Source organism: Micromonospora vulcania, assembly GCF_042658605.1.
GTDB lineage: Bacteria > Actinomycetota > Actinomycetes > Mycobacteriales > Micromonosporaceae > Micromonospora > Micromonospora vulcania.
Window position 1 is genome coordinate 24207 of the sequence record NZ_JBHSQS010000012.1, and the last position, 22502, is coordinate 46708.

Below are 22502 nucleotides of genomic sequence, written 5' to 3' on the forward strand. Positions count from 1 at the left end.
GTTCACCGACAGGGGTGGCGTCAAGGGTACGACGGCCGGCCGAGATGCGTGATCCTGCGCGTGGAAGCGTTCCCAAAAACCGGTACGAACGCGGATAGTCGTGATGGCTGTGCCTATTGTCACCGAACGGTCCCAGGCCACCCGATGTTCGCTTAACCTTCGCCCACCGATCGGCGGCGATGACCGGATTACCGGCGGGCCACCTCGGGGTATGAGGGCAACTGAACCTTCGTTAAGTGTCGGACCGGCGCGTGGGAGGCTCCAGGTGGCAGCGCAAGAGACGGTGGAAGACAAGTACGTCTACGACTTCTCCGAGGGCAACAAGGACCTCAAGGACCTGCTCGGAGGCAAGGGGGCGAACCTGGCCGAGATGACGAATCTCGGTCTGCCCGTTCCGCCCGGCTTCACCATCACCACCGAGGCCTGCAAGGCGTACCTGGCCACCGGTGCGGAACCGGACGGGCTCGCCGGTCAGATCGAGGCGCACCTGGAGTCGCTGGAACGGGCGATGGGCAAGCGCCTCGGCGACCCGCAGGACCCGCTGCTGGTCTCCGTCCGATCCGGGGCCAAGTTCTCCATGCCCGGCATGATGGAGACCGTCCTGAACGTCGGCCTCAACGACCAGAGCGTCGAGGGGCTCTCCGCCCAGGCCGGCGGCTCGGCCGACCGGGCCGCCTCCGGCGGCGCGGACCGGTTCGCCTGGGACTCGTACCGGCGCCTCATCCAGATGTTCGGCAAGACCGTCTGCGACGTGCCCGGCGACGAGTTCGAGCACGCGCTCGACGACGCCAAGCGCGCCAAGGGCACCCGTGACGATCTGGACCTGGACGCGGACGATCTGCGCGGGCTGGTCGACGCGTACAAGAAGATCTTCTTGAAGCACACCGGTCGGGAGTTCCCGCAGCAGCCGCGCGAGCAGTTGGATCTGGCCATCCGCGCGGTCTTCGAGTCGTGGAACGCCGAGCGCGCGGTGCTCTACCGCCGACAGGAGCGCATCCCGGCCGACCTGGGCACCGCGGTCAACGTGGTGGCCATGGTCTTCGGCAACCTCGGTCCGGACTCCGGCACCGGCGTCGCGTTCACCCGCGACCCGGCCAGCGGCGCGCAGGGGATCTACGGCGACTACCTGGCCAACGCCCAGGGCGAGGACGTGGTCGCCGGCATCCGCAACACCGTGCCGTTGCAGGAGTTGGAGCAGCTCGACAAGGCGTCCTACGACGAGCTGATCGGGATCATGGCCCGGTTGGAGGGGCACTACAAGGACCTCTGCGACATCGAGTTCACCATCGAGCGCGGCAAGCTGTGGATGCTGCAGACCCGGGTCGGCAAGCGCACCGCCGCCGCCGCGTTCGTCATCGCCGGACAACTCGTCGACGAGGGTCTGATCGACCTGGACGAGGCGCTGCACCGGGTCAACGGCGCGCAGTTGGCCCAGCTGATGTTCCCCCGCTTCCAGCTCGACCACGAGTTCCAGCCGGTCGCCAAGGGCATCGGCGCCTCGCCCGGCGCGGCGTCCGGCACGGTGGTCTTCACCTCCGCCCGGGCCGTCGAGCTGGCGGCCGAGGGCGAGTCGGTGATCCTGGTCCGTCGGGAGACCAACCCGGACGACCTGAACGGCATGATCGCCGCCAAGGGCATCCTCACCTCGCGCGGTGGCAAGACCAGCCACGCGGCCGTGGTGGCCCGGGGGATGGGCAAGACCTGTGTCTCCGGCGCGGACGAGATCGAGGTGAACGTGCCGGCCAAGCGGTTCACCGTGGCCGGGCAGACCGTCGGCGAGGGCGACGTCGTCTCCATCGACGGCACCACCGGCAGGGTCTACCTGGGCGAGGTGCCGGTCATGCCGTCCGAGGTGGTGCAGTACTTCGAGGGCAGCCTCGACCCCGAGCACATCGACAACGCGCTGGTCCGGGCCGTACACCGGATCATGACGCACGCCGACGGGAAGCGGCGGCTCGCGGTCCGCACGAACGCCGACACCGGCGCGGACGCGGCCCGTGCCCGGCGCTTCGGCGCCGAGGGCATCGGGTTGTGCCGCACCGAGCACATGTTCCTCGGCGATCGGCGCGAGCTGGTCGAGCGGCTGATCCTGGCGCGCGCCGCGGACGAGCGGGAGGCGGCCCTGGAGGCGCTGCTGCCGTTGCAGCGGGCCGACTTCGTGGAGATCTTCCGCGAGATGGACGGGCTGCCGGTCACCGTCCGGCTCATCGACCCGCCGCTGCACGAGTTCCTGCCGCCGTTGGAGCAGCTCGCCGTCAACGTCGCGGTCGCGCAGGAGCGCGGCGAGGACGTGGCCAAGGAGGAGGCGCTGCTCGCCGCCGTCCGGCGGATGCACGAGGAGAACCCGATGCTCGGCCTGCGCGGCGTCCGTCTCGGCCTGGTCATCCCCGGCCTGTTCGCGATGCAGGTCCGGGCCATCGTCGAGGCCGCGGTCGAGTGCGCCCAACGCGGCGGCGATCCCAAGCCGGAGATCATGGTCCCGCTGGTCGGCGCGGTGCAGGAACTGGAGACGGTACGCGCCGAGGCCGAGAAGATCATCGAGGAGGTGACCCGGGAGAAGGCGGTCGAAGTGCTGATCGGCACCATGATCGAGGTGCCCCGGGCCGCGCTCACCGCCGGGCAGATCGCCGAGGCGGCGCAGTTCTTCTCGTTCGGCACCAACGACCTGACCCAGATGGGCTGGGGCTTCTCCCGCGACGACGTCGAGGGCGCGTTCTTCTGGCGCTACCTGGAGCTGGGCATCTTCGGCATCTCACCGTTCGAGTCGATCGACCGCGACGGCGTCGGCCGGCTGGTGCGGATCGCCGCCGAGGAGGGCCGGGCCGCCCGACCCGGGCTGAAGCTCGGTGTCTGCGGTGAGCACGGCGGCGACCCCGACTCGGTGCACTTCTTCCACGAGGTCGGCCTGGACTACGTCTCCTGCTCACCGTTCCGGGTGCCGGTGGCCCGTCTGGAGGCCGGGCGCGCGGTGGTGGAGACCGGCGGGTCGGACAGCCGCTGACCGCACGCCGACGGCGGGCCCGGCTCCCGGGCCCGCCGTCGGCGACGGCTCAGATCGGCGGGCGACGCCAGGTGGGTCGGGTCGAGCGGTGCAGTTGCGCCGGCAGAGTGGCCATCGGGGTACGCACGGCCAGCGGCGCGTTCGCGTCCGGTAGGGCGGTGGCGCCGATCCCGCCGCCGCGGATGTCCAGCATCGAGCCGGCCCGGCGGGCCACCGCCCGGGCCTCCTCGTGCAGCGACTCCAGTTCCTCGGGCATCGCGACGGTGACCAGGGTCAGCAGGGCGGTGCGCCCGGCCGGGTAGGTCACCACGCAACCGGCGGTGGTGCGTACCACCGACTCCCGGAACTCGCCCCGGCGGACGGTGTCGGCCACCCGGTTGCCGAGCCCGAAGCTGGCCGCCGCGAGCGCGGCCAGGTGGGTGGCGTCGGTGCTGGGTAGATCGCTGGAGATGAGCAGCCCGTCGGTGCCGGCCAGGACGGTCCCGGCGACCTCCGGGCGGCGCCGGCGGAGCCAACGTAGTTCCGTTCCCACCACCGTGTCTGCGTCCACGAGCGTCTCCTACCGGTCGGGCTCTGCGTTCGGTCGGGCTCTGCGTTGGGTCGGCTGGTCACGTTCCGCGCTGGGAACGCTACCGCTGGCCATCTCCGCTCGCGAGCCCGTAACCCTCGGCAATCGGTCGACAACTCCAGACCGATCGGCTGTTGTGGACCTACGGACGAGGCGTCGTCGGCGGGTCGAGTGGGCCCGGCGGGCGTAACCTTGGCTCGCTCGTACACCGCCGATTGCGCACGCCGTCGAGGGGGAAGGGTGACTGCATGACCAGCGTCTGGGAGAACCTGACCGTCGATGCCCGCGATCCGGCCCGACTGGCCCGTTGGTGGGCCGAGGCGCTCGGCTACCAGGTCGTCACCGAGACCTCGGACGAGGTGGAGATCCGCCAGTCCGCGGACCGGCTGCCCGGCCTGGTCTTCGTGCCGGTGACCGACGTCAAGGAGCGGAAGAACCGGCTGCACCTCGATCTGCGCCCGACCAACCAGGAGGCCGAGGTCGAGCGGTTGGTCGACATGGGCGCCCGGCACGTCGACATCGGCCAGGGCGATGTCGAGTGGACGGTGCTGGCCGACCCGGAGGGCAACGAGTTCTGTGTTCTTCGTGAGCGTGAGGAGTGAGTTGACCGCTCCACCGTCCGCCGCGGCGGACGCCCGGCTCGTCGAGGAGTCGCCAAAGGACACCGGCCACCGCCGGTCACCCTACGAGCGCGACCGCGCCCGGGTGCTGCACTCGGCGGCGTTCCGCCGGCTGGCCACCAAGACCCAGGTGCACACCGCCGGCACCGACGACTTCCTGCGTACGCGGCTGACGCACTCGCTGGAAGTGGCCCAGATCGCCCGGGAGATGGGTGCCCGGCTGGGCTGCGACCCGGACGTGGTGGACGTCGCCGGGCTCGCCCACGACCTCGGGCACCCGCCGTTCGGGCACAACGGCGAGGCGGCACTGGACCTGCTCGCGTCACCCTGCGGCGGCTTCGAGGGCAACGCGCAGACGCTGCGGGTGCTGACCCGACTGGAGGCGAAGGTGCTCGCCCCGGACGGCACCTCCGCCGGGCTGAACCTGACCCGGGCCTCGCTCGACGCGATCGGCAAGTACCCCTGGCCGCGCCGCCCCGGGCAGCGCAAGTTCGGGGTGTACGCCGACGACGTGGCCGTCTTCGGCTGGATCCGGGCCGGTGCGCCCGGGGACCGCCGCTGCCTGGAGGCGCAGGTGATGGACTGGGCCGACGACGTCGCGTACTCGGTGCACGACGTCGAGGACGGCATCCACGGCGGGTACGTCACGCTGCGCCCGCTGCTCGCCGACGCCGACGAGCGGGCCGCGCTCTGCGCCGACGTGGCGGAGAGCTACTCCGGGGAGTCCGCTGCCGACCTGGCGGAGGTGCTTGTCGAGTTGCTTGCCGATCCGCTGCTCGCTCCGCTTGTCGGTTACGACGGCAGCCATCGGGCCCAGGTCGCGCTGAAGGCCACGACCAGTGGCCTGACCGGCCGGTTCGTCTCGGCGGCGGTGGCCGCCACGGAGGAGCGGGCCGGTCCGGGCCCGCACCGCCGCTACGCCGCCGATCTGGTGGTGCCGGGGCTGGTCCGGGCCCAGTGCGCGCTGCTCAAGGGCATCGCCCTGCGCTACGTGATGCGTCGCTCGGGTTTCCGGGGCCGCTACGAGCGGCAGCGGACGATGCTGGCCGAGTTGGTGGCCGCCCTGGTCCGGCGGGCGCCGGACGGGCTCGACCCGGTCTTCGCGCCGCTGTGGCGTGCCGCGCCGGACGACGCCGCGCGGTTGCGGGTGGTGATCGACCAGGTCGCCTCGCTCACCGACCCGGCGGCGGTGACCTGGCACACGCGTCTGGTGGCCGACAGCGCACCGCCGGTGGGCACCGTGGTCACTTAGGTTAGCCTAAGTGCATGACGGAACGCCCCAGGAACGTCACCTCGGTCCGGGTGCTGCGCACCGAGCGGCCCACCCCGCATCTGATCCGGCTCGTCCTCGGTGGGGATGAGCTGGTCGGGCTTCCGGTGGGTGAGTTCACGGACCACTACATCAAGCTGGTCTTCCCGTACGCCGGCGTCGACTATCCGCAGCCGCTGGACCTCGCCGCGATCCGCCGGGACATGCCCCGGGAGCAGTGGCCCCGGCTGCGCGCGTACACCGTGCGTCGGTGGGATCCGTTGGTCGGGGAGCTGACGGTGGACGTGGTGCACCACGGTGACGAGGGGCTGGCCGGGCCGTGGGCGGCCGCGCTGCGTCCGGGTGACCCGGTGCACTTCGTCGGCCCCGGCGGTGCGTACGCGCCGAGCCCGGATGCGGACTGGCACCTGCTGGTCGGCGACGAGAGCGCGCTGCCGGCGATCGGCGCAGCCCTGGAACGGCTGCCGCTGGGCGCCCCGGCCCACGTGTTCGTGGAGATCGCCGACCCGGCGGACGAGCAGCAGCTGGTCAGCGCGGGCGCGGTGCAGCTCACCTGGCTGCACCGGGGCGACCGCCCGGTGGGCGACGCGCTGGTGGCGGCGGTGCGGGAGTTGGAGTTCCCGCCGGGTGTGGTGCATGCCTTCGTGCACGGTGAGGCGACGTTCGTGCGGGAGTTGCGCCGACTGCTGCGCGTCGACCGCGGCGTGCCCGCCGACCGGCTGTCCATCTCCGGCTACTGGCGCCGTGGCATGGACGACGAGGGCTGGCGCTCCACCAAGGCCGACTGGAACCGGCAGGTGGCCGCCGATGAGCCGGCCGCCGCGTGAGCCCCGCTCAGCCGTCCAACGCCCCGCTCAGTCGTCCAACGCCTGGCTCGCACTGATCAGTCGTCGGGTGAGCAGCACGGCGTACCCGACGATCGCCACCGAGAGCAGGGACAGCATCAACCTGGGCTCGTGCACGGTCGCGGTGATCAGCACGGCCGAGCCCACCCCGTAGAAGGTGACCCCGAACCGGCCGACGCTCGGCCGGTTCCACACCCAGTGCAGGGACAGTCCGCAGAGCATCCAGGCCACGACCGAGGCGGCCAGCAGGAGCCGCAGCTCCAGTGGCAGGTGGGCCGCGTCGTGGTCGGCCAGCCGCACCACCTGTCCGAGCGCCCAGCCGAGCAGCAGCAGCGAACCGCCGAGCGGAATGTGCAGGTAGCCGTACGTCTGCCCGCCACGTAGCCGCCGCTGCGAGAGACGGGTGGTGACGAATGTGACGTAGACCCACCAGACGGCCGCCGGCACCAGGAAGGCCAGCCCCGCCGTGACGATCATGTTCGGCCGAGGATGATCGGGCACCGCGAAGAGCAGGCTGGCCAGCGCGCTGCCCAGGACGATGATGGTGAACTGCCCGATCCGTTCTGGCAGGTGCTGATTGTCGACGGGGAAGCGGTTGAGCCAGCGCTTGCCGACCCAGGGTGTGGCCAGCTCGATGACCATCGCGCCGGTCCACAGCGCCGGGCGCGTCGAGATCGGCGCGGTCAGTGACACCAGCCAGATCAGCCAGCCCGCTCCGAAGCCGGTCAGATAGATCGTGGTGACCGTACAGGCCATCGGGCTGGTGGGCCGTGCCCGCAGGTACAGCAGGAGCAGCACGCCCCGCACGATCAGGTACCCGACCGGCAGGAGCACGCTCTCCGGCACCTCGTCGACGCCGAGCGTCATCGCACCGGCCCCGACCAGCGCCACCAGCACCAGCATCCGGTGCGGCGCGTCGTCCGGATCGAAGCGGGTGTCGTAGTAGACCTGACCCATCCAGGCCCACTGGATCACCACGAAGAGCCCGAGCACGGCCAGCACGGCGGTCGGTGACGGGGTCGGACCGTTGCCCAGCCGGGCCACCACCGCCGCCAGCGCGTACACGAAGATGAGGTCGAGGAAGAGTTCCAGCCAGGTGGCGTGCCGGTGTCCGGCCTCGTCCGCCGAGGGTTCGGCCCCGCGCAGGCCGAGTCGGCCCGCCAGCCATCCGGGCCGGCGGGCGCCGTCGGGCCGTACCCTGCGCATCTGGTCATGGTCCCCGCGCGGGCCGGGCCTGCGGGCCGGAACCGGCGAGCCGGTCGGTTGCGGGGTCGCCGGCCGCGCCGGTGACCCCCGCAACGGTGCCGGCTTCAGCCGAGGTTGGCCCAGCTGGACCAGGGACCGCTCGTGGTGGTCTGCCACATGCTGTAGAGGCTGCCGTTGCCGCCGACGACGAAGACCTGGAGGCGTCCGTCGGCGTTGGCGGCGACGGCCAGGTCGGTGCTGAGGCCGTTGCCGCCGAGGCTGGTCCAGTCGGCGAACACCCCGTTCGGGGTGGTCTGCCACTTGTGGTAGAGCTTGCCGTCGCCGCCGATGGCGAACAGCTCGATCCGGCCGTCGGTCTTGGTGACCGCCTTGATGGCGTGCAGGTCGGTGCCGTCGAGGTTGGTCCAGGCCGACCAGGGGCCGCTGGTGGTGGTCTGCCAGATGCTGTAGAGGGCGCCGTTGCCGCCGATGACGAAGGCTTGCAGGCGGCCGTCGGCGTTGGTGGCGATGGTCAGATCGGTGGTGAGGTCGTTGCCGCCGAGGCTGGTCCAGTCCGCGAAGGGACCGTTAACCGTGCTCTGCCACTTGTGGTAGAGCTTCGAGTCGCCGCCGATCGCGAACAGCTCGATCCGGCCGTCTTTTTTCTTCACGGCGCTGAGCGAGCGTAGGTCGGTGCCGCCGAGGTTGGCCCAGGTGGACCAGGGGCCGCTGGTGGTGGTCTGCCAGATGCTGTAGAGGGCGCCGTTGCCGCCGATGACGAAGGCTTGCAGCCGTCCGTCGGCGTTGGTGGCCGTGGTGAGGTCGGTGGTGAGATCGGTGCCGCCGAGGCCGGCCCAGTCGGAGAACGGTCCGTTCGGGGTGCCCTGCCACTTGTCGTAGAGCTTCGAGTCTCCGCCGATGGCGAGCAACTCGATCCGGCCGTCCGGCTTGGACACCGCCGTGGGGGCTTGCAGGTGGGTGCCGCCGAGGTTGGCCCAGTCGCCGAAGACGCCATTGGGGGCGGACTGCCAGGTGCTGTACACCGCGCCGGAACCGCGGGTCTGGAATGCCTGCAACCGCCCGTCGGCATTCAACGCCACCGCCAACGACCGGGCGGATGGCCGGGAGCCCCACTGGCCGAAGTCGATGGCCCATGCCTCGTCAAGGTCACAGTCGGCCCCGCCGATGGTCACGCCGTTCTTGACCTGTCGGAGCTGTGCGCGGGAGTCCCACTGGCCGGACGACCACGCGTACGTCTGCCAGCCCCACCGAATCTTGCCGGCGTCGAAGAGCCGCTTGATCACGTAGTAGCCGCCGTAGGCGCCGACCCGGGCCCGGCCCAGCACCGAGGCCACCCCGTCGAAGTACGCGTTGATGACGGTCTGCTGGGACGCCGAGGCGTCGAAGTCCACGCTGAAGTAGATCGGCTTTCCCGCCGGCATGCCGCAGGCCAGCGCCTGGCTCTGCGCCTTGGTGGCGTTCTCCACCCCCTTCGCGTACCCCTGCAGCGCCTCGCCGGCGGTGTACTCCCAATTGGAGACGATGTCGATACCGGCGGCGATGAGGGCGTCCGCCTCGCCCGGGGTGAGGTTCTTGCCAGTGGTGCTGTCGCTCAGGTATCGACAGGCGAAGGTGTAACCGCCGGCCTGGAGGGCGCTGATGCTCGGGCGACCCCACGAGTAGTCGACGCCCTTGCGTACGACGGTCGCGGCCGCCGGGGACCCGAAGGCCAGGCCGGTGACGCCGCCCGCGGCGACGGCGGCCAGACCAGCCAGCACGCTGCGTCGGGAGATCTGGTGGGGCAGGTGCGGTGCGGAGGGGACACGCATGGGAGAAGTTCCTTTCCGAGGGCTACCGGGGCGTAGGAGGACGCGGCTCCGCCGGGGACGGGCCGGGAATCTGCGGGAGAGTTGTCGGCGGGGGAGCGGGGGTCACCGGCGCGGCCGGTGACCCCCGCGGCGGTGCCGGGTCAGCCGAGGTTGGTCCAGGCGGACCAAGGGCCGCTGGTGGTGGTCTGCCAGGTGCTGTAGAGGGCGCCGTTGCCGCCGATGACGAAGGCCTGCAGGCGTCCGTCGGCGTTGGCGGAGACGGCGAGGTCGGTGGTCAGGTCGTTGCCGCCGAGGCCGGCCCAGTTGGAGAACACCCCGTTCGGGGTGGTCTGCCACTTGTGGTAGAGCTTCGAGTCGCCGCCGATGGCGAACAGTTCCATCCGGCCGTCGGACTTGGTGACGGCCTTGACGGCGCGCAGACCGGTGCCGTCGAGGCTGCTCCAGTCCGACCAGGGCCCGCTGGTGGTGGTCTGCCAGATGCTGTAGAGGGCGCCGTTGCCGCCGATGACGAAGATCTGGAGACGTCCGTCGGCGTTGGTGGCGACGTTGAGGTCGGTGGTGAGGTCGTTGCCGCCGAGGCTGGCCCAGTCCGAGAAGGGACCGTTGGCCGTGCTCTGCCACTTGTCGTAGAGCTTGCCGTTACCGCCGACGGCGAACAGTTCGATCCGGCCGTCCGGCTTCTTCACGGCCGTCAGTGAGCGCAGGTCGGTGCCGCCGAGGTTGGCCCAGGCCGACCAGGGGCCGCTGGTGGTGGTCTGCCAGATGCTGTAAAGGGAGCCGTTGCCGCCGATGACGAAGATCTGGAGACGTCCATCGGCGTTGCTGGTGACGTTGAGGTCGCTGCTGAGCGCGCTGCCGCCGAGGCTGGTCCAGGCGCCGAACGGGCCATTCACCGTGCTCTGCCACTTGTGGTAGAGCTTGCCGTCACCGCCGATGGCGAACAGTTCGATCCGGCCGTCCGCCTTCGTCACCGCCGTCGGGGATTTCAGGTCGGTGCCGCCGAGGCTGGCCCAGTCGCCGAAGACGCTGTTCGGGGCGGACTGCCAGGTGCTGTGCACCGCGCCGGAACCGCGGGTCTGGAACGCCTGCATCCGCCCGTCCGCGTTCAACCCGACCGACAGCTTCGTGGCCAGCGGCTTCGCCGGAGTCGACGGGGGGGCGATCAGACCGGTGCGCCGGATCGGCTGGAAGCTCGACAGGTCGCCCGCGTTGTTGAAGCCCAGGTTGTCGAAATTGCTCCTCTTGTAGGGGTTCTGGACCGTCTCACCTCGCTCGTTGAACGAATAGACGTAGGCGCCCTTGCTGTGGTCGTTCCGGTCGGCCCAGAAGGCGAACAGTTCCATGTGGCCTTCGCGCACCATCGCGTCGCCGGGCTGCCAGTCGTCCCTGCTGCCCAGCGTGAACCACATCGGGTTGGACCCCTGGAAGTCCTCGGTGTTGTAGTCCCAACCGGTCGACTTCTTGTTCAGGTGCCAGGCCATGGAGACCAGTCCGGAGCAGTCCCGGCGGTACGTGTGGGAACCCTCCTCGTCGGACGCCGCGACGTTCTGTTCCTGGGTGTACGTGATGCCCCGGTCGACCCAGTCCTGGGCCCGGAGCAGGATCTCGTTGCGGCTGATGGGGCCGTTGATCGTGGAGGCCTGGGCGGGGGCCGGTGACAGGCCGACAAGTCCGGTGGCGATCATGGCTAGGGCGCCGATGATGCTGCCCGCTCGGCGAGCACGGCGGAATCGTGACTGCACAATTTTCCCTTCGAGGTGGATGAGCGGGAGAGTCATAGTGCCGACCCGGATTGCATCAAGACCCTTGGCTGGAGCTGACGCGGCCGGTTAAGATCCGCGGCGCAGGCTTCATCGCGGGACCTGTCCTCAGTGACCGGTCCCTGTTGGTCCTGCTCTGCGGTTGTGGGTCGGCAACCATCCCTTCGGACAAGGACACAAGAGCCGTGGCGCCTCGCTGAGCGGTGTCGCGTGCTGTCGGCGATGGCTGGCTGGGGAGACCCTCGCAGCCGGATCCGGTAGCGAACCTGAATTGATCCTTGACAACATGGACGGCCTGTTCCTGGGCCGTGTAGGCACTACGGGCGCGGGGGCGAAGCCGTGGAACTACGCATATTGGGTGACCTGCAGGTTGTGGTCGATGGGCGAGCGGTGGAGCTAGGTCCGCCGAAGCAGCGACTGGTGTTCGCCGCGCTCGCCGTCGACGTGGGTCGAAGCGTGCCCATCGAGGCACTTGTCGATCGGGTCTGGGACGAGACGCCGCCAGCCGACGCACGCGGCGTCCTGTACACCTACCTGACCCGCATCCGGCGGATCCTGGCCACCGCTCGGTCCGCGGAGACGGTGCCGATCAGCGTGGTTCGAAGTCAGACCGGCTATCTCCTCGCCGCCGATCCGGACCGGGTGGACCTGCACCGACTGCGCCGCCTCGCCGAGCAGGCGCAGGGCCTGCCGGTGGAGCATCCGGACCGGCCGGATCTACTCCGGGCGGCGATCGACCTGTGGCGCGGGGAGCCCCTCGACGGGTTGCCCGGCGACTGGGCGTCCCGGGTCCGGGAGGGGCTGCGTCAGCAGCTCATCCGGGTCCTGCTCGACTGGGCCGACTGCGAGATCGCCCATGGCCGGCCCGGCCCGGTCACCGAGCGGCTCACCCTGGCCGTGGACCGAAGCCCGCTCATCGAGCCGCTGGTGGTGAGCCTGATGCGGGCCCTCTACTTCAACGGACGCCGGGCCGAGGCGCTCGACCTGTACGCCCGAACCCGCGTCCGGCTCGCCGACGACCTCAGCATCGATCCGGGCACGGAACTCCAGGACCTGCACCGGGAGATTCTGCGCGGCACCCTGCGGCCGCCGCTGGCGGCGCTCGCGAGCACGTCCCGGGCGGCGCAGCCGACGGCCGCCGTTCCGGCGCCGGTTGAGGCCGACCCGGAGCTACCGCAGCGCATCAGCGGAGGGCCTGGGTGCCAGCTCCCGGCCGACCTGCCCGACCACGTCGGATGCGAACCGCAGATCTCCCGCGCGCTGAGCGTGTTGCAACCCGACGGCAGGCCCGCCGAGGGCACCGCCGCACCCGTGCTGATCCTCTCCGGTCCGGGTGGGGTCGGGAAGACGGCGCTCAGCATCCGGCTGGCATACCTGCTGCGGCGCGCGTACCCGGATGGTCAGATCTTCGTCACCCTCAGCGGCCACGGTCGCGACCCGGGGGAGGCGGTCGATCGGGTGCTGCGGGCCCTCGGCGCCACCAACATCCACCAGCTCCCCACGCTGGAGGACAAGCTCGGGCAGTACCGGGCCATGCTGAGCGGGCGGCGCTTTCTCATCGTGCTCGACTCGGCGGCCAGTGCCGAGGAGGTTCGGCCCCTGGTCCCCGGCGGGCCGGGCAGCGCCCTGATCGTGTCCAGCCGTGCCCTGCTGACCACCGTCCCCGGTGCCGAACACATCGAGGTGCCGCTGCTGGATGGGGCCGACTCGATCCAGCTGTTGGATCGCATCATCGGGCCGGGCCGGGGTGCGGCGGAACCGGAGGCGACCGACGCGCTGGTCGAGATGTGCGCCGGGCTGCCACTCGCCCTGCGCATCGTCGGCGCGCGGATCGCAGCGCGACCGCACCGGCGGATCGCCCGCCTCGCGGAGCGGATGCGGGACGAGCGCGGGCGGCTCGACGAGATGGCCGCGGACGGGTTGGCCGTGCGGGTCAGTGTCGGGGTCGGCTACCAGGCGCTCGACCCGGCGGCCCGGCGGGCGTTCCGGCTGCTCGGCTTCCTCGGGGTGCCAAACTTCGCGGAGTGGCTGGTGGCGGCGCTCATCGGGGGCTCGGTGGACGATGCGGAAGAGCTGCTGGAACAGCTGACCGACGCCCGGCTGGTGACCGCCCTGCCCGACCCGACGCACCGGCTGCTCCGCTACCACATGCACGACCTGGTCCGGCTGTTCGCCAGGGAACGCGCCGTCGAGGAGGACGCCGACGCTGCGTTGCGCGTTGCCGTGGCCAGGGTCCTGGCGACGGCCACCGACCTGGGGGAGCGGCTCAACCAGCGGCAGCCGTACGCCATCCCGCCGCTCTACCGACAGACGCCGCTGCCGGTGGACGTGCCGGCGGTTCCGCTCCCGCCGGACCATCAGCTACCCGGCTGGCTGGAGGTTGAGGCGTCGACACTGATCGTCACGGTGGAGCGGGTCGCGGAGCTCGGCATGGACGTGGCGGCGTGTGCGCTGGCGGACGCGTTGGTCTACGCGTCCTTCGCGGTCCGGAACGACTTCGTCGGATGGGGGCGCACGCACGCAGCGGCGTCCGCGGCGGCACGCGCGGCCGGGAACGCCGTCGGTGAGGCGGTGATCGCGTGTGGCATCGCGATGCTGCGGTACAAGGAGGACCGCTTCGGCGAGGCCGAGGAGAACTTCCGTACCGCCATCGAACTGTTCGAAGCGGCCGGCCACGAGCACGGGTCGGCCGCGGCGCGCAACGGTCTCGGCACCGTGCTTCGCGAGATCGGCCGGCACCGGGAGGCCGTCCCGCTGCTGACCGCGGCGGCTGACGTGTTGAACCGGATCGATGGCGACAACGCCGCGGCGCACGCGGTCTACGGGATCGGACACTGCCTACGCGAACTCGGCGACGACGAAGAGGCGATGCGCTACATCGGCCGAGCCATGGACGCCTATCGTGAGCTGGGTCATGTCCGGGGCGAGGCCATCGCTGCTCGGGGTATCGGCCTGGTGCACCGGGCCCGGGGCGAGCTAGACGAGGCGCACCGCTGGTGCGTCCAGGCCCATGAGCTGATCGTGGCGACCGGTGACGAGCTGCTCGCCTGTTACACAACGCAGGCGTTGGCGAAGGTGTGGCTCCGGCAGGGGGGCGTGGGTAGGGCGAGGGCACCGTTGGAGCGCAGCCTGGCGACCTGCCGCCGGCTGAATGACCGGTTCGGCACGGCGCTGGTTCAGCGAACCGTCGGTGAGCTGCACCTGGCGGCCGGGCGCCCGGAGGCGGCCCTGGGAGCACTCCGGCTGGCGTACGACGGCTGGATCGAGCTGCACCATGATCTCGGCGCTGCGCGTACCCTGCGCGACCTCGGCGCGGCGCATGCCGCGCTGGGCGACGTCGCGTCGGCGCACGAGGTGTGGGAGACCGCTGCGGCGACCTTTCGACGGCTCGGTACCCGGGAGGCCGATGAGGCACCGGGCTGGCACGAACGGTGGGGGTGCGGGTGCGCCACGACATCCCTTGCGGGTCGGATCGTGCCCGGTGCGCACCTGGTCTGAGAAGCCGGCGACCTGTGCTTCCAGGTTCTGTAAAGATCAACCGCAGGTCGTCTCCCTAGCGTCGGACGGGCACCGCAGCTTGCGGCAGCTCCGACGAGAGGGAGAAACGATCATGACGATCCGACGCAGTGGTGCCTACCTGGTGGTGGCGGTGGCGCTGGCCCTGTCGGTTGCCGGATGCGCGCACGACGAGCGCACCGGCGGCGCGGCGAGTGCCCCCGCGCCGACGTCGTCCGGGCCGGTCGCCGTACCGCAGCCCACCCCTTCCGGACCGCAGGCGACCGCGACGACCGCCGGCGTCCCCGCGCCACCGGCTTCCGCCTCGGCTCGCCCCGGTGCGGGAGCCGGTCGGGCGGTCGACCCTGCCCCGACCACGACCAGGCCGAAACGTCTCGACGACCAACACGTCACCGACAACACCCCGTCCTGCCGCCCGGAGGCACTGCTCCCGGCCACCAGAGCGGCCCTGAGCGGGCAGACTGTGCAGGACGTGGCGGTGTTCGCCTGCCGCAACGGCTACGCCCGGCTGATGGCTGTCGCCCCGCAGTCGGCGGAGATTCCCGACGGCCAGGTGTTCCTGCACCAGGATGCGAAGGGCTGGCGGGTCGTGGCGCGTACCTCGGCAGCCACCGACTGCGGCGACACGGGCCTCAGCGCGGCCGTCCAGACCGCCTGCGCTGGCCTGGCCTGACGGTGCGGGGCCCGGCCCCGGGGCTGGAACCGCCCACCCGGCAGCGGTCGCCGCCACACCGGCGTCCCCCGGCCGGCGCGTCGTGGGTCCCGCAGGGCAGGATGTACGCGGAGGGGGTGGCGCATGGCTGGGCGGATCCGGGACGAGGACATCGCACTGGTCCGGGAACGCACCTCGATCGGGGACGTGATCTCCGAGACGGTCACCCTGAAGTCCGCCGGCGGCGGAAATCTCAAGGGTCTGTGCCCGTTTCACGACGAGAAGAGCCCGTCGTTCAACGTGTCCCCGGCACGCAACGTCTGGTACTGCTTCGGCTGCGGGGCGGGTGGCGACGCGATCAAGTTCCTGATGGACGCGGAGCACCTCAGCTTCGTCGAGTCCGTCGAGCGGCTGGCGGCCCGCGCCGGCCTCCAGCTGCGCTACATCGAGGACGACAAGGGCACCCCGCGCCCCCGCCCGCAGCAGGGCCAGCGTCAGCGCCTGGTCGCCGCGCACGCCGCCGCCGTCGAGTTCTACCGGGCGCAGCTCACCACCGCCGGGGCCCGGCCGGCCCGCGAGTTCCTCGCTCAACGGGGCTTCGACCGGGCCGCCGCCGAGCGCTACGGCTGCGGCTTCGCGCCGGAGGGCTGGGACCCGCTCACCAAGCACCTGCGCCAGCAGGGCTTCACCCATCAGGAGTTGGTCACCGCCGGGCTCTCCCGGGAGTCCCGCTCGGGCACGCTGATCGACCGGTTCCGCCGCCGGCTGCTCTGGCCGATCCGTGACCTGGCCGGCGACGTGATCGGCTTCGGTGCCCGCAAGCTCTTCGACGACGATGACGGCCCGAAATACCTGAACACCCCCGAGACGCCGATCTACAAGAAGTCGCACGTGCTCTACGGCATCGACCAGGCCAAGCGGGAGATCGCCAAGCAGGGGCGGGCGGTGATCGTCGAGGGCTACACCGATGTGATGGCCTGCCACCTGGCCGGGGTGACCACGGCGGTGGCGACCTGCGGCACCGCGTTCGGCGCCGACCACATCGGGGTGCTGCGCCGCCTCCTGCTGGACACCGACTCGGTGGCCGGCGAGATCATCTTCACCTTCGACGGGGACGCCGCCGGGCAGAAGGCGGCGCTGCGCGCCTTCTCCGACGACCAGCGTTTCGTGGGCCGGACGTTCATCGCGGTCAGCCCGGACAACATGGACCCGTGCGAGCTGCGGCTGGCCAAGGGTGACCTGGCGGTGCGCGACCTCGTCGCCCGGCGCGAGCCCCTGGTCGACTTCGCGCTGCGGCACGTGATCAGCCGCTACGACCTGGACACCGTCGACGGCCGGGTCGAGGCGATGCGCCGGGCCGCGCCGCTGGTCGCGCAACTCAAGGACCGGGAGAAGCGCCCAGAGTACGTCCGCAAGCTCGCCATGGACCTCGGCATGGAGATCGAGCCGGTGCAGCGGGCGGTGCTCGCCGCCGCCAACGCCCCGCCGCCCGCCACCCGGGACGCCGCACCCGCCGCCCGCCCCACGCCGACCCGCGCCGAGCCGGCCCTGGACAACCCGCAGTCGATGGTCGAGCGGGAGTCACTGAAGCTCGCCCTCCAGCAGCCGGTGCTGGCCGGGCCGATGTTCGACGCGGTCGAGGCCACCGAATACCGGCACCCGGTGCACGTCGCCGTACGCGCGGCCATCGCGGCGGCCGGCGGGGCCGCGTCGGCGACCGGCGGCGCGGTCTGGATCGAGTCGGTCCGCGACACGTGCGACGACCTGGCCGCCGCGGCGCTGGTCGGCGAGCTGGCGGTGGAGCCGCTGCGGATCGACGGTGAACCAGACCCGCGCTACGTGTCGATCACGATGGCCCGGGTGCAGTTCGGGTCGGTGACGGCCCGGATCCGGGACCTCAAGTCGCGGATCCAGCGGATCAACCCGGTCAACAACAAGGACGAGTACTTCGCCGCCTTCGGCGAACTGCTGTCGCTGGAGCAGCACGCCCGAGCGCTGCGTGAGCAGGCCGCGGGAGGCCTCTGAGATGGGACTGTTCAGCCGCAAGCCGAAGCTCCCCCCGGCCGACCGCCCACCACTCGCCGCCGAGGAGCGGGTGCTGGCCTGGGCGGCGTCGGGCAACGGGGAGGGCGACGGGGTGGTGGTCGCCAGCAACCTCGGGCTGTGGCTGCCCGGGCGCGGGCACCGGCTCGGCTGGCACCACATCCTCAAGGCGGTCTGGTCCGGCCGGGAACTGACCGTCACACCCGCCGAGGCCCTCGCCGAGCGCGACGGGTACGCGCTGGTCACCGACGGCACCGCCGAGACGTACCTGCTGCTCGACCCGGGGGAGTTGCCGGAGCAGGTACGGACCCGGGTGACCCGCTCGGTCGCGTACACCGAACACCACCCGGTGCCCGGCGGCGCGGCCCGGGTCGCGGCCCGCCGCGAGCCCGGCGTGGACGGTCTGACCTGGACCGTCCGCCTAGACCCCGGCACCCCGCCGGACAACGAGGCCCTACTAGCGGAAACCGACCGCCTAGTAACAGCAGCCCGCACCACCACCACCCCCACCCCGTAACCCCACCCCGCGCCGCCGCGCCCCTCGCGCCCCGCGGCCCCGCCCCGCCCCGTGCGCCGCCGCCCCGCGGCCCCGTCGATCTAGGGCATATCGTCGCTAGTTGATCTACACTAGCAGTGATATGCCCTAGATCGACGCGGGCTGGGCGGGGACGGAGGGGGGGAGGAGGCGGGGCGAGGTTAGCGTGCGCCAACACCCCGGAACCCCTAGCCGCCCGTGCGCCCGCTCCGTGCGCCGCCCAGCCCTGTCGATCTAGGGCATATCGTCGCTCGGGTAGATCAACTAGCGACGATATGCCCTAGATCGACGGGGCTGTGGGCGTGGGCGAGGGAGGGGGCGTGGGCGGGGCTGTGGGCGGGGCTGTGGGCGGGGGTGGGGTGGGGTGGGGCAACAGGGGGTTAGCGGGCGCCTAGGTCTTGTAGGGCTTTGGTGGCGCCTCGGTGTAGGGGGACCGGTTCGGTCTTGCGGGCGGTTTCCAGGGAGATGCCCTTGGCTGCCGCGTTCGCCTGGGTCAGGGCGTCGCGCTTGTCGAAGACGGTCCGGGTGATCGCGCATGCGACGTTGGCGTCCAGGTCCTTGCGGACCAGCAGTACGTTCGGCACGACGATCGTCGGGGTGTCGGCTGCCGTCCGGTACGCGTCCCGGCCGATCGTTCCGGCCTGGTAGGCGGGGCTCAACTCGGCCATCTTCGGCAGCAACGGTGCGATGTCGATGAACTTGACCTTGTCGCCGGTGGTGGTGAACAGGTCGGTCAGGCCCCCGGTCGGCAGGCCGCCGGACCAGAAGAAGCCGTCGATGCTGCCGTCCTTGACCCCCTCGACCGTCTTGGCGAGGTCGAGCCGCTGCGCCTTGATGTCCTTGGCCGGATCGAGGCCGGCGGCCTCCAGCAGCCGGTTGGCGATCACCTCGGTACCGGACTTCGGCGACCCGGTGGAGATCCGCTTGCCCCGCATGTCGGCCACCGAGCCGATCCCGGAGTCGTTGCGTACCACGACCTGGGTGTAGTTGTCGTAGATCCGCGCGAGCGCCTCCACGGGCTGCGGGGCGGTGAAGCTGCCCTTGCCCTGCACCGCGTTGACAGCTGTGTCGAAGAGCGAGAAGGCCACGTCGTACTGGCCGCTGACCAGCTGTTCGACGTTCTGCACCGAGGCGCCGGTCTCGGCGGCGGTGCCGGTGAGCTTGCCGCCGGTCGCCCCGGAGAGCTGCCCGGCCAGGGCGTTGCCGACCACGTAGTAGACGCCGGTCGCGTTGCCGGTGGCGATGCCGACCCGGGTCTCCTTGGTCACCTCACACGTGACGTCGCTGGACGCGTCGTCCTTGGCCGCGCCGCCCTGTTGGCCTCCGCAACCGGCGGCGCCGACCGCGACGAGGGCGATCACGCTCAGGCCCGCCACGAGCCGTACGTCGATTCGTCTCACGGTTTCTCCTCCCGGAGGTTCGCTGGTGATTCGGCTCGCGGGCCGCCGGTCCGGCCGACGGATCCGTGTCGTACGAGCACTCCCGCCACCGCGACGGCGGCCAGTACCGCGCCGACCGTGACCGGTACGGGTTCGAGCCAGAGCAGGATGACGCCGGACAGCGCGCCGAGTACGCGTTCCGGGATGCCGACGGGGCCCACACCGGGCAGCCAGCCGCCGGCCGCGACGGCCAGCACGGTCACGCTGAGCGCGCTGACCGCGCCGGCGAAGGCGATCCGCTGCACCCCGCCGATGCCGAGCAGGCCGAGCCCGGCCGGCGTGATCACGAAAGCGATCGGGGTCAGGTAGGCCGGCAGCGCGTACCGCAGGGTCTGCCACATGGTCGGCACCAGCCGGCCGCCGGTGACCGCGGCGGCGGCCACCGCGGCGAGCGCGGTGGGTGGTGACACCTCGGACAGGACGGCGAAGTAGAAGACGAACATCGCCGCGGCGGGCGCAGTCACGCCCAGGTCGAGCAGCGCCGGGCCGACGATCACCCAACCGATCACGAACGAGGCGGTGACCGGTACGGCCAGGCCCAGCAGGGTCAGTGCGACGGCCGCGAGCAGCGCGGTGAGCACCAGCACGAGTGTCGGGTCGGAGGTGGCCGCCTCGGCTCCGCTGACCAGCAGCGCCGCGGCCTGTGGCCCGAGGCCGGTCTTGGTCGTGGTCGCCGTGATGATGCCGGCGGCGGCGCAGACGGCGGCCACCGCGAGAACGCCGCGGACCCCGGTGACGAGCGCGGCCGTCAGGCGCGCCGGGGTGAGCCGGTTGGCGCGGTCCAGAAAGGAGAGTACGACCGCCAGGACGGTCGCGTAGACGACCGCTCTGGTCGCGGACATGCCCACGGCGAGGAACGCGATGATGGCGATCAGCGAGGCGAAGTGGTAGCCGAACCGGGCCAGCAGACGCCAGGGCGAGCTGACGTCGATCGCCACCGGGCGTACGCCGGAGCGCCGTGCGTCGATCTCCACCGAGAGCAGGATGCCGAGGTAGTAGAGCACCGTCGGCACGGTGGCCCAGCCCAGCACCTGGAGATAGGAGACGCCCAGGTATTCGGCGATGATGAACGCCGCCGCGCCCAACGTGGGCGGCGAGAGGATCGCGCCCACGCCGGCCGCCGCCAGCATGCCGCCGGCCCGTTCCGGTGGATACCCGGCCCGGCGCAGCAGCGGCCAGGTGACCGCACCGATGCTCACCGTCGTCGCGGCACCGGACCCGGAGACGGTGCCGAGCAGGAAGCCGGAGGCCACCGCCGTCCGCCCGGCGGCGGTACGCGAGCGGCGAAACGCCGCCGCCGACAGGTCGACGAAGAACCGCCCGGCCCCGGAGAGCTCCAGCACCGCGCCATAGATGGTGAACAGCACGATGTACGAGGCGGCCACATCCAGCGGAGTGCCGTAGAAGCCGCTGTCGGAGTTGTAGAACGCGTCGACCAACTGGCTGAAGTCGAGCCCGGCGTGCGCCACCGGCCACGCCTGCGGCAACAGCCCGCCGTAGTAGCCGTAACCCAGGAACAGCAGGCAGACCGCGGGCAGGATCCACCCGGTGGCACGCCGGCACGCTTCGAGCAGCAGGAGCAGCAGGAGGGTGCCCATCACCAGATCCAGCGGTACGAGCAGGCCCTGCCGGTCGAGGAAGGCGTTGTAGCCTCCGCCGCCCGTGCCGAACGAGATCGGCAGCACGGGATAGAGGCAGGCCGCCACCGCCACGACGACGAGCGCCCAGTCGACCACGGTGGGACGCGTCGAAACCGCCAGCGGCAGGCCCGGGTCGGCCAGCTGGTCGGTGCCGCGCGGCCCGGCCGTGGCCTCGCTGGGGCGCGGCCGGGCCGTGCCTCCGCTGCGCCGCAGCCGGGCCGGCAGCCGCAGGCCGGCCGGGTAGACCAGGAAGACCAGCGGCAGTACGCCAGCCAGGAAGATGATCAAATAATATTTGCTGCCCTGCGCCAGTGGACGGAACACCTGCCACAGGGCGAGCCCGCCGACCGCGAGCGCCGCCACGGTCAGGAGCAGACCGGCCGGCCCGGCCAGCACCCGGCCCGGCTTCTCGTCCTCGAACTGGGCGGCGAGGTCCCGTGTCGCACGTTCGGCATCGACGGTACGGGCATCGTCGACGAGCTCCGCCTGTCTCTGGGCGCTGCCGGCTTGCTCGGCGGTGCCGGCTTGCTCGGCGGTGCCGGCTTGCTCGGCGGTGCCGGCTTGCTCGGCGGTGCCGGCTTGCTCGGCCGTGTCGGCTCGTTCGGCGGTGCCGGCCGTGTCGGCTGGCCGGGCGATGTCGGCCTTGTCGGGCTCGGCCGCTCTCGGTCGGGGTGGCGCGCCGCCGGCGGTCGGGTCGGGTTCGCCGGCGGGGGAGTTGGCTGGTCGTCCGGGTGGTGACGAACCGTCAGGTGAACGGATGGGCGACACGATCGGACGATACACGTCGATTGAACAACAGGCGGGGCATCGATGGGCGTTTCGTGTCCGTCGTCAGGGAGCTCGGCTCGTACACCAGAGGGTTTCGGGTTTCAGATCTTCTCGGGATCTCGCCCCGAGCGCGGGCGAACCCAGGCGAGGAACCGCTCGACGTAGGCCGCCGGGTCGGGCTTCAGGCCCAACTGCACCGCGTCGGCGTACGCCTCATTCAGAAGCGTCGTCAGCATGAGGACCATGCCGATCCGGTCGCCGTGCCAACGGGACAGCAGGGACAGCCGGGCGGCGGAGCACGGCCAGTGAGCCCCGCAGCGGGTGCAGCGCCAGTGTGGGGTACCCGGGTGGTGTGGCGGAGCGGGACGCGGCATCAGCCGACCCTCGCCGGTCGTCGGGGGGCGGTTCGGCGGGCCTGCGGCGCGGGTTCGTCCTGCCACCTGATTCCCGTACGCAGCACGAACAACTCCCGCCTTGCCGTCGCCTGGCCGCCGGGGCCTGCCAGTTCGTAAGCCTCAATCCACGTCCAGCCGTAGGGCGGATGCCGGTCGACCATCTCGCGAATCGCGCGAACGAAGATCGGGCGGAGGAACTGCGGGCTCGCGGCACGGGTCAGGTGCAGGACGTCGCCGGCCCGTACCTCCCGCGCGCTCATCAGGTCACCCAACGGTGCGCCGGAACGCGGTTGGGGTAGACGCTCCGGCCCGGCACGCGGTTCGAGTTCTGGGCGGCCGGGCGCGCGGTCGGTGTGGTGGGCGGTGGTGTGTCGGGCTCGGCGGGATTCGGCTTCTCGTCCGGCATGGTGCTTTTCCTTGCTGCCGTTGGGAAGGG

Annotated in this window: 16 protein-coding genes and 1 pseudogene; 8 read left to right on the top strand and 9 right to left on the bottom strand. The window is 71.4% G+C overall.

What is annotated here, in order from left to right; all coding sequences use genetic code 11:
- The first annotated feature begins 265 nt into the window (after positions 1-265).
- Positions 266-3001 carry a pyruvate, phosphate dikinase gene (gene ppdK / locus ACFQGL_RS20640; protein ID WP_377513827.1) on the top strand — a complete coding sequence of 912 codons (2736 nt, stop codon included), beginning with the start codon at positions 266-268 and terminating at the stop codon, positions 2999-3001.
- A 49-nt stretch (positions 3002-3050) separates the two neighbouring features.
- Here ppdK and ACFQGL_RS20645 read toward each other — a convergent pair whose 3' ends face one another.
- A complete protein-coding gene (locus tag ACFQGL_RS20645) occupies positions 3051-3551 on the bottom strand; it encodes a roadblock/LC7 domain-containing protein (RefSeq protein ID WP_377513828.1) in 501 nt (166 codons plus the stop codon).
- A gap of 266 nt (positions 3552-3817) precedes the next feature.
- On the opposite strand from ACFQGL_RS20645, the gene ACFQGL_RS20650 reads away from it, so the two are divergent.
- The 3 genes from ACFQGL_RS20650 to ACFQGL_RS20660 are packed head-to-tail and all read left to right on the top strand — an operon-like array spanning position 3818 to position 6286.
- Positions 3818-4171, top strand: coding sequence for a VOC family protein (locus tag ACFQGL_RS20650; RefSeq protein WP_377513829.1), 354 nt, complete (start codon positions 3818-3820; stop codon positions 4169-4171).
- Position 4172: 1 nt separating this feature from the next.
- Positions 4173-5441, top strand: a complete 1269-nt coding sequence (locus tag ACFQGL_RS20655; protein ID WP_377513830.1) for a deoxyguanosinetriphosphate triphosphohydrolase — start codon at positions 4173-4175, stop codon at positions 5439-5441.
- A 14-nt stretch (positions 5442-5455) separates the two neighbouring features.
- Positions 5456-6286 carry a siderophore-interacting protein gene (locus ACFQGL_RS20660; protein WP_377513832.1) on the top strand — a complete coding sequence of 277 codons (831 nt, stop codon included), beginning with the start codon at positions 5456-5458 and terminating at the stop codon, positions 6284-6286.
- A gap of 27 nt (positions 6287-6313) precedes the next feature.
- Here ACFQGL_RS20660 and ACFQGL_RS20665 read toward each other — a convergent pair whose 3' ends face one another.
- The 3 genes from ACFQGL_RS20665 to ACFQGL_RS20675 all read right to left on the bottom strand — a co-directional run bounded on the left by ACFQGL_RS20665 (position 6314) and on the right by ACFQGL_RS20675 (position 11003).
- Positions 6314-7510: a low temperature requirement protein A gene (locus ACFQGL_RS20665; protein ID WP_377513833.1), complete on the bottom strand. Its 1197-nt coding sequence runs from the start codon at positions 7508-7510 to the stop codon at positions 6314-6316.
- Positions 7511-7614: 104 nt separating this feature from the next.
- Positions 7615-9318, bottom strand: coding sequence for a DUF8189 domain-containing protein (locus ACFQGL_RS20670; protein ID WP_377513834.1), 1704 nt, complete (start codon positions 9316-9318; stop codon positions 7615-7617).
- A 140-nt stretch (positions 9319-9458) separates the two neighbouring features.
- The gene (locus ACFQGL_RS20675) at positions 9459-11003 is read right to left on the bottom strand and encodes a PLL family lectin (RefSeq protein WP_377513835.1); all 1545 of its coding nucleotides are present in this window, start codon (positions 11001-11003) and stop codon (positions 9459-9461) included.
- A 465-nt stretch (positions 11004-11468) separates the two neighbouring features.
- Here ACFQGL_RS20675 and ACFQGL_RS20680 point away from each other — a divergent pair, with 465 nt between their 5' ends.
- The 4 genes and pseudogenes from ACFQGL_RS20680 to ACFQGL_RS20695 all read left to right on the top strand — a co-directional run bounded on the left by ACFQGL_RS20680 (position 11469) and on the right by ACFQGL_RS20695 (position 17806).
- On the top strand, positions 11469-14576 hold the full coding sequence (locus ACFQGL_RS20680) for an AfsR/SARP family transcriptional regulator (RefSeq protein ID WP_377513836.1): 3108 nt from the start codon (positions 11469-11471) through the stop codon (positions 14574-14576).
- 112 nt (positions 14577-14688) lie between these two features.
- Positions 14689-15267, top strand: a complete 579-nt coding sequence (locus ACFQGL_RS20685; RefSeq protein ID WP_377513837.1) for a hypothetical protein — start codon at positions 14689-14691, stop codon at positions 15265-15267.
- Positions 15268-15368: 101 nt separating this feature from the next.
- Positions 15369-17271 (top strand): annotated as a pseudogene (gene dnaG / locus ACFQGL_RS20690) (DNA primase).
- A gap of 1 nt (position 17272) precedes the next feature.
- Positions 17273-17806: a hypothetical protein gene (locus tag ACFQGL_RS20695; protein ID WP_377513838.1), complete on the top strand. Its 534-nt coding sequence runs from the start codon at positions 17273-17275 to the stop codon at positions 17804-17806.
- Between the two features lie 398 nt (positions 17807-18204).
- Here the strand turns inward: ACFQGL_RS20695 and ACFQGL_RS20700 are convergent, their stop codons facing one another.
- The 5 genes from ACFQGL_RS20700 to ACFQGL_RS20720 all read right to left on the bottom strand — a co-directional run bounded on the left by ACFQGL_RS20700 (position 18205) and on the right by ACFQGL_RS20720 (position 22472).
- The gene (locus ACFQGL_RS20700) at positions 18205-19224 is read right to left on the bottom strand and encodes a TAXI family TRAP transporter solute-binding subunit (protein ID WP_377513839.1); all 1020 of its coding nucleotides are present in this window, start codon (positions 19222-19224) and stop codon (positions 18205-18207) included.
- A complete protein-coding gene (locus tag ACFQGL_RS20705) occupies positions 19221-21671 on the bottom strand; it encodes a TRAP transporter permease (RefSeq protein WP_465263532.1) in 2451 nt (816 codons plus the stop codon). The genes ACFQGL_RS20700 and ACFQGL_RS20705 overlap by 4 nt, the downstream gene beginning before the upstream one ends.
- 101 nt (positions 21672-21772) lie before the next feature.
- The gene (locus ACFQGL_RS20710) at positions 21773-22045 is read right to left on the bottom strand and encodes a flavin reductase (RefSeq protein ID WP_377513840.1); all 273 of its coding nucleotides are present in this window, start codon (positions 22043-22045) and stop codon (positions 21773-21775) included.
- On the bottom strand, positions 22045-22326 hold the full coding sequence (locus ACFQGL_RS20715; protein ID WP_377513841.1) for a hypothetical protein: 282 nt from the start codon (positions 22324-22326) through the stop codon (positions 22045-22047). Before ACFQGL_RS20715 ends, ACFQGL_RS20710 begins: the two co-directional genes overlap by 1 nt.
- The gene (locus ACFQGL_RS20720) at positions 22326-22472 is read right to left on the bottom strand and encodes a hypothetical protein (protein WP_377513842.1); all 147 of its coding nucleotides are present in this window, start codon (positions 22470-22472) and stop codon (positions 22326-22328) included. The genes ACFQGL_RS20715 and ACFQGL_RS20720 overlap by 1 nt, the downstream gene beginning before the upstream one ends.
- Positions 22473-22502: the final 30 nt, after the last annotated feature.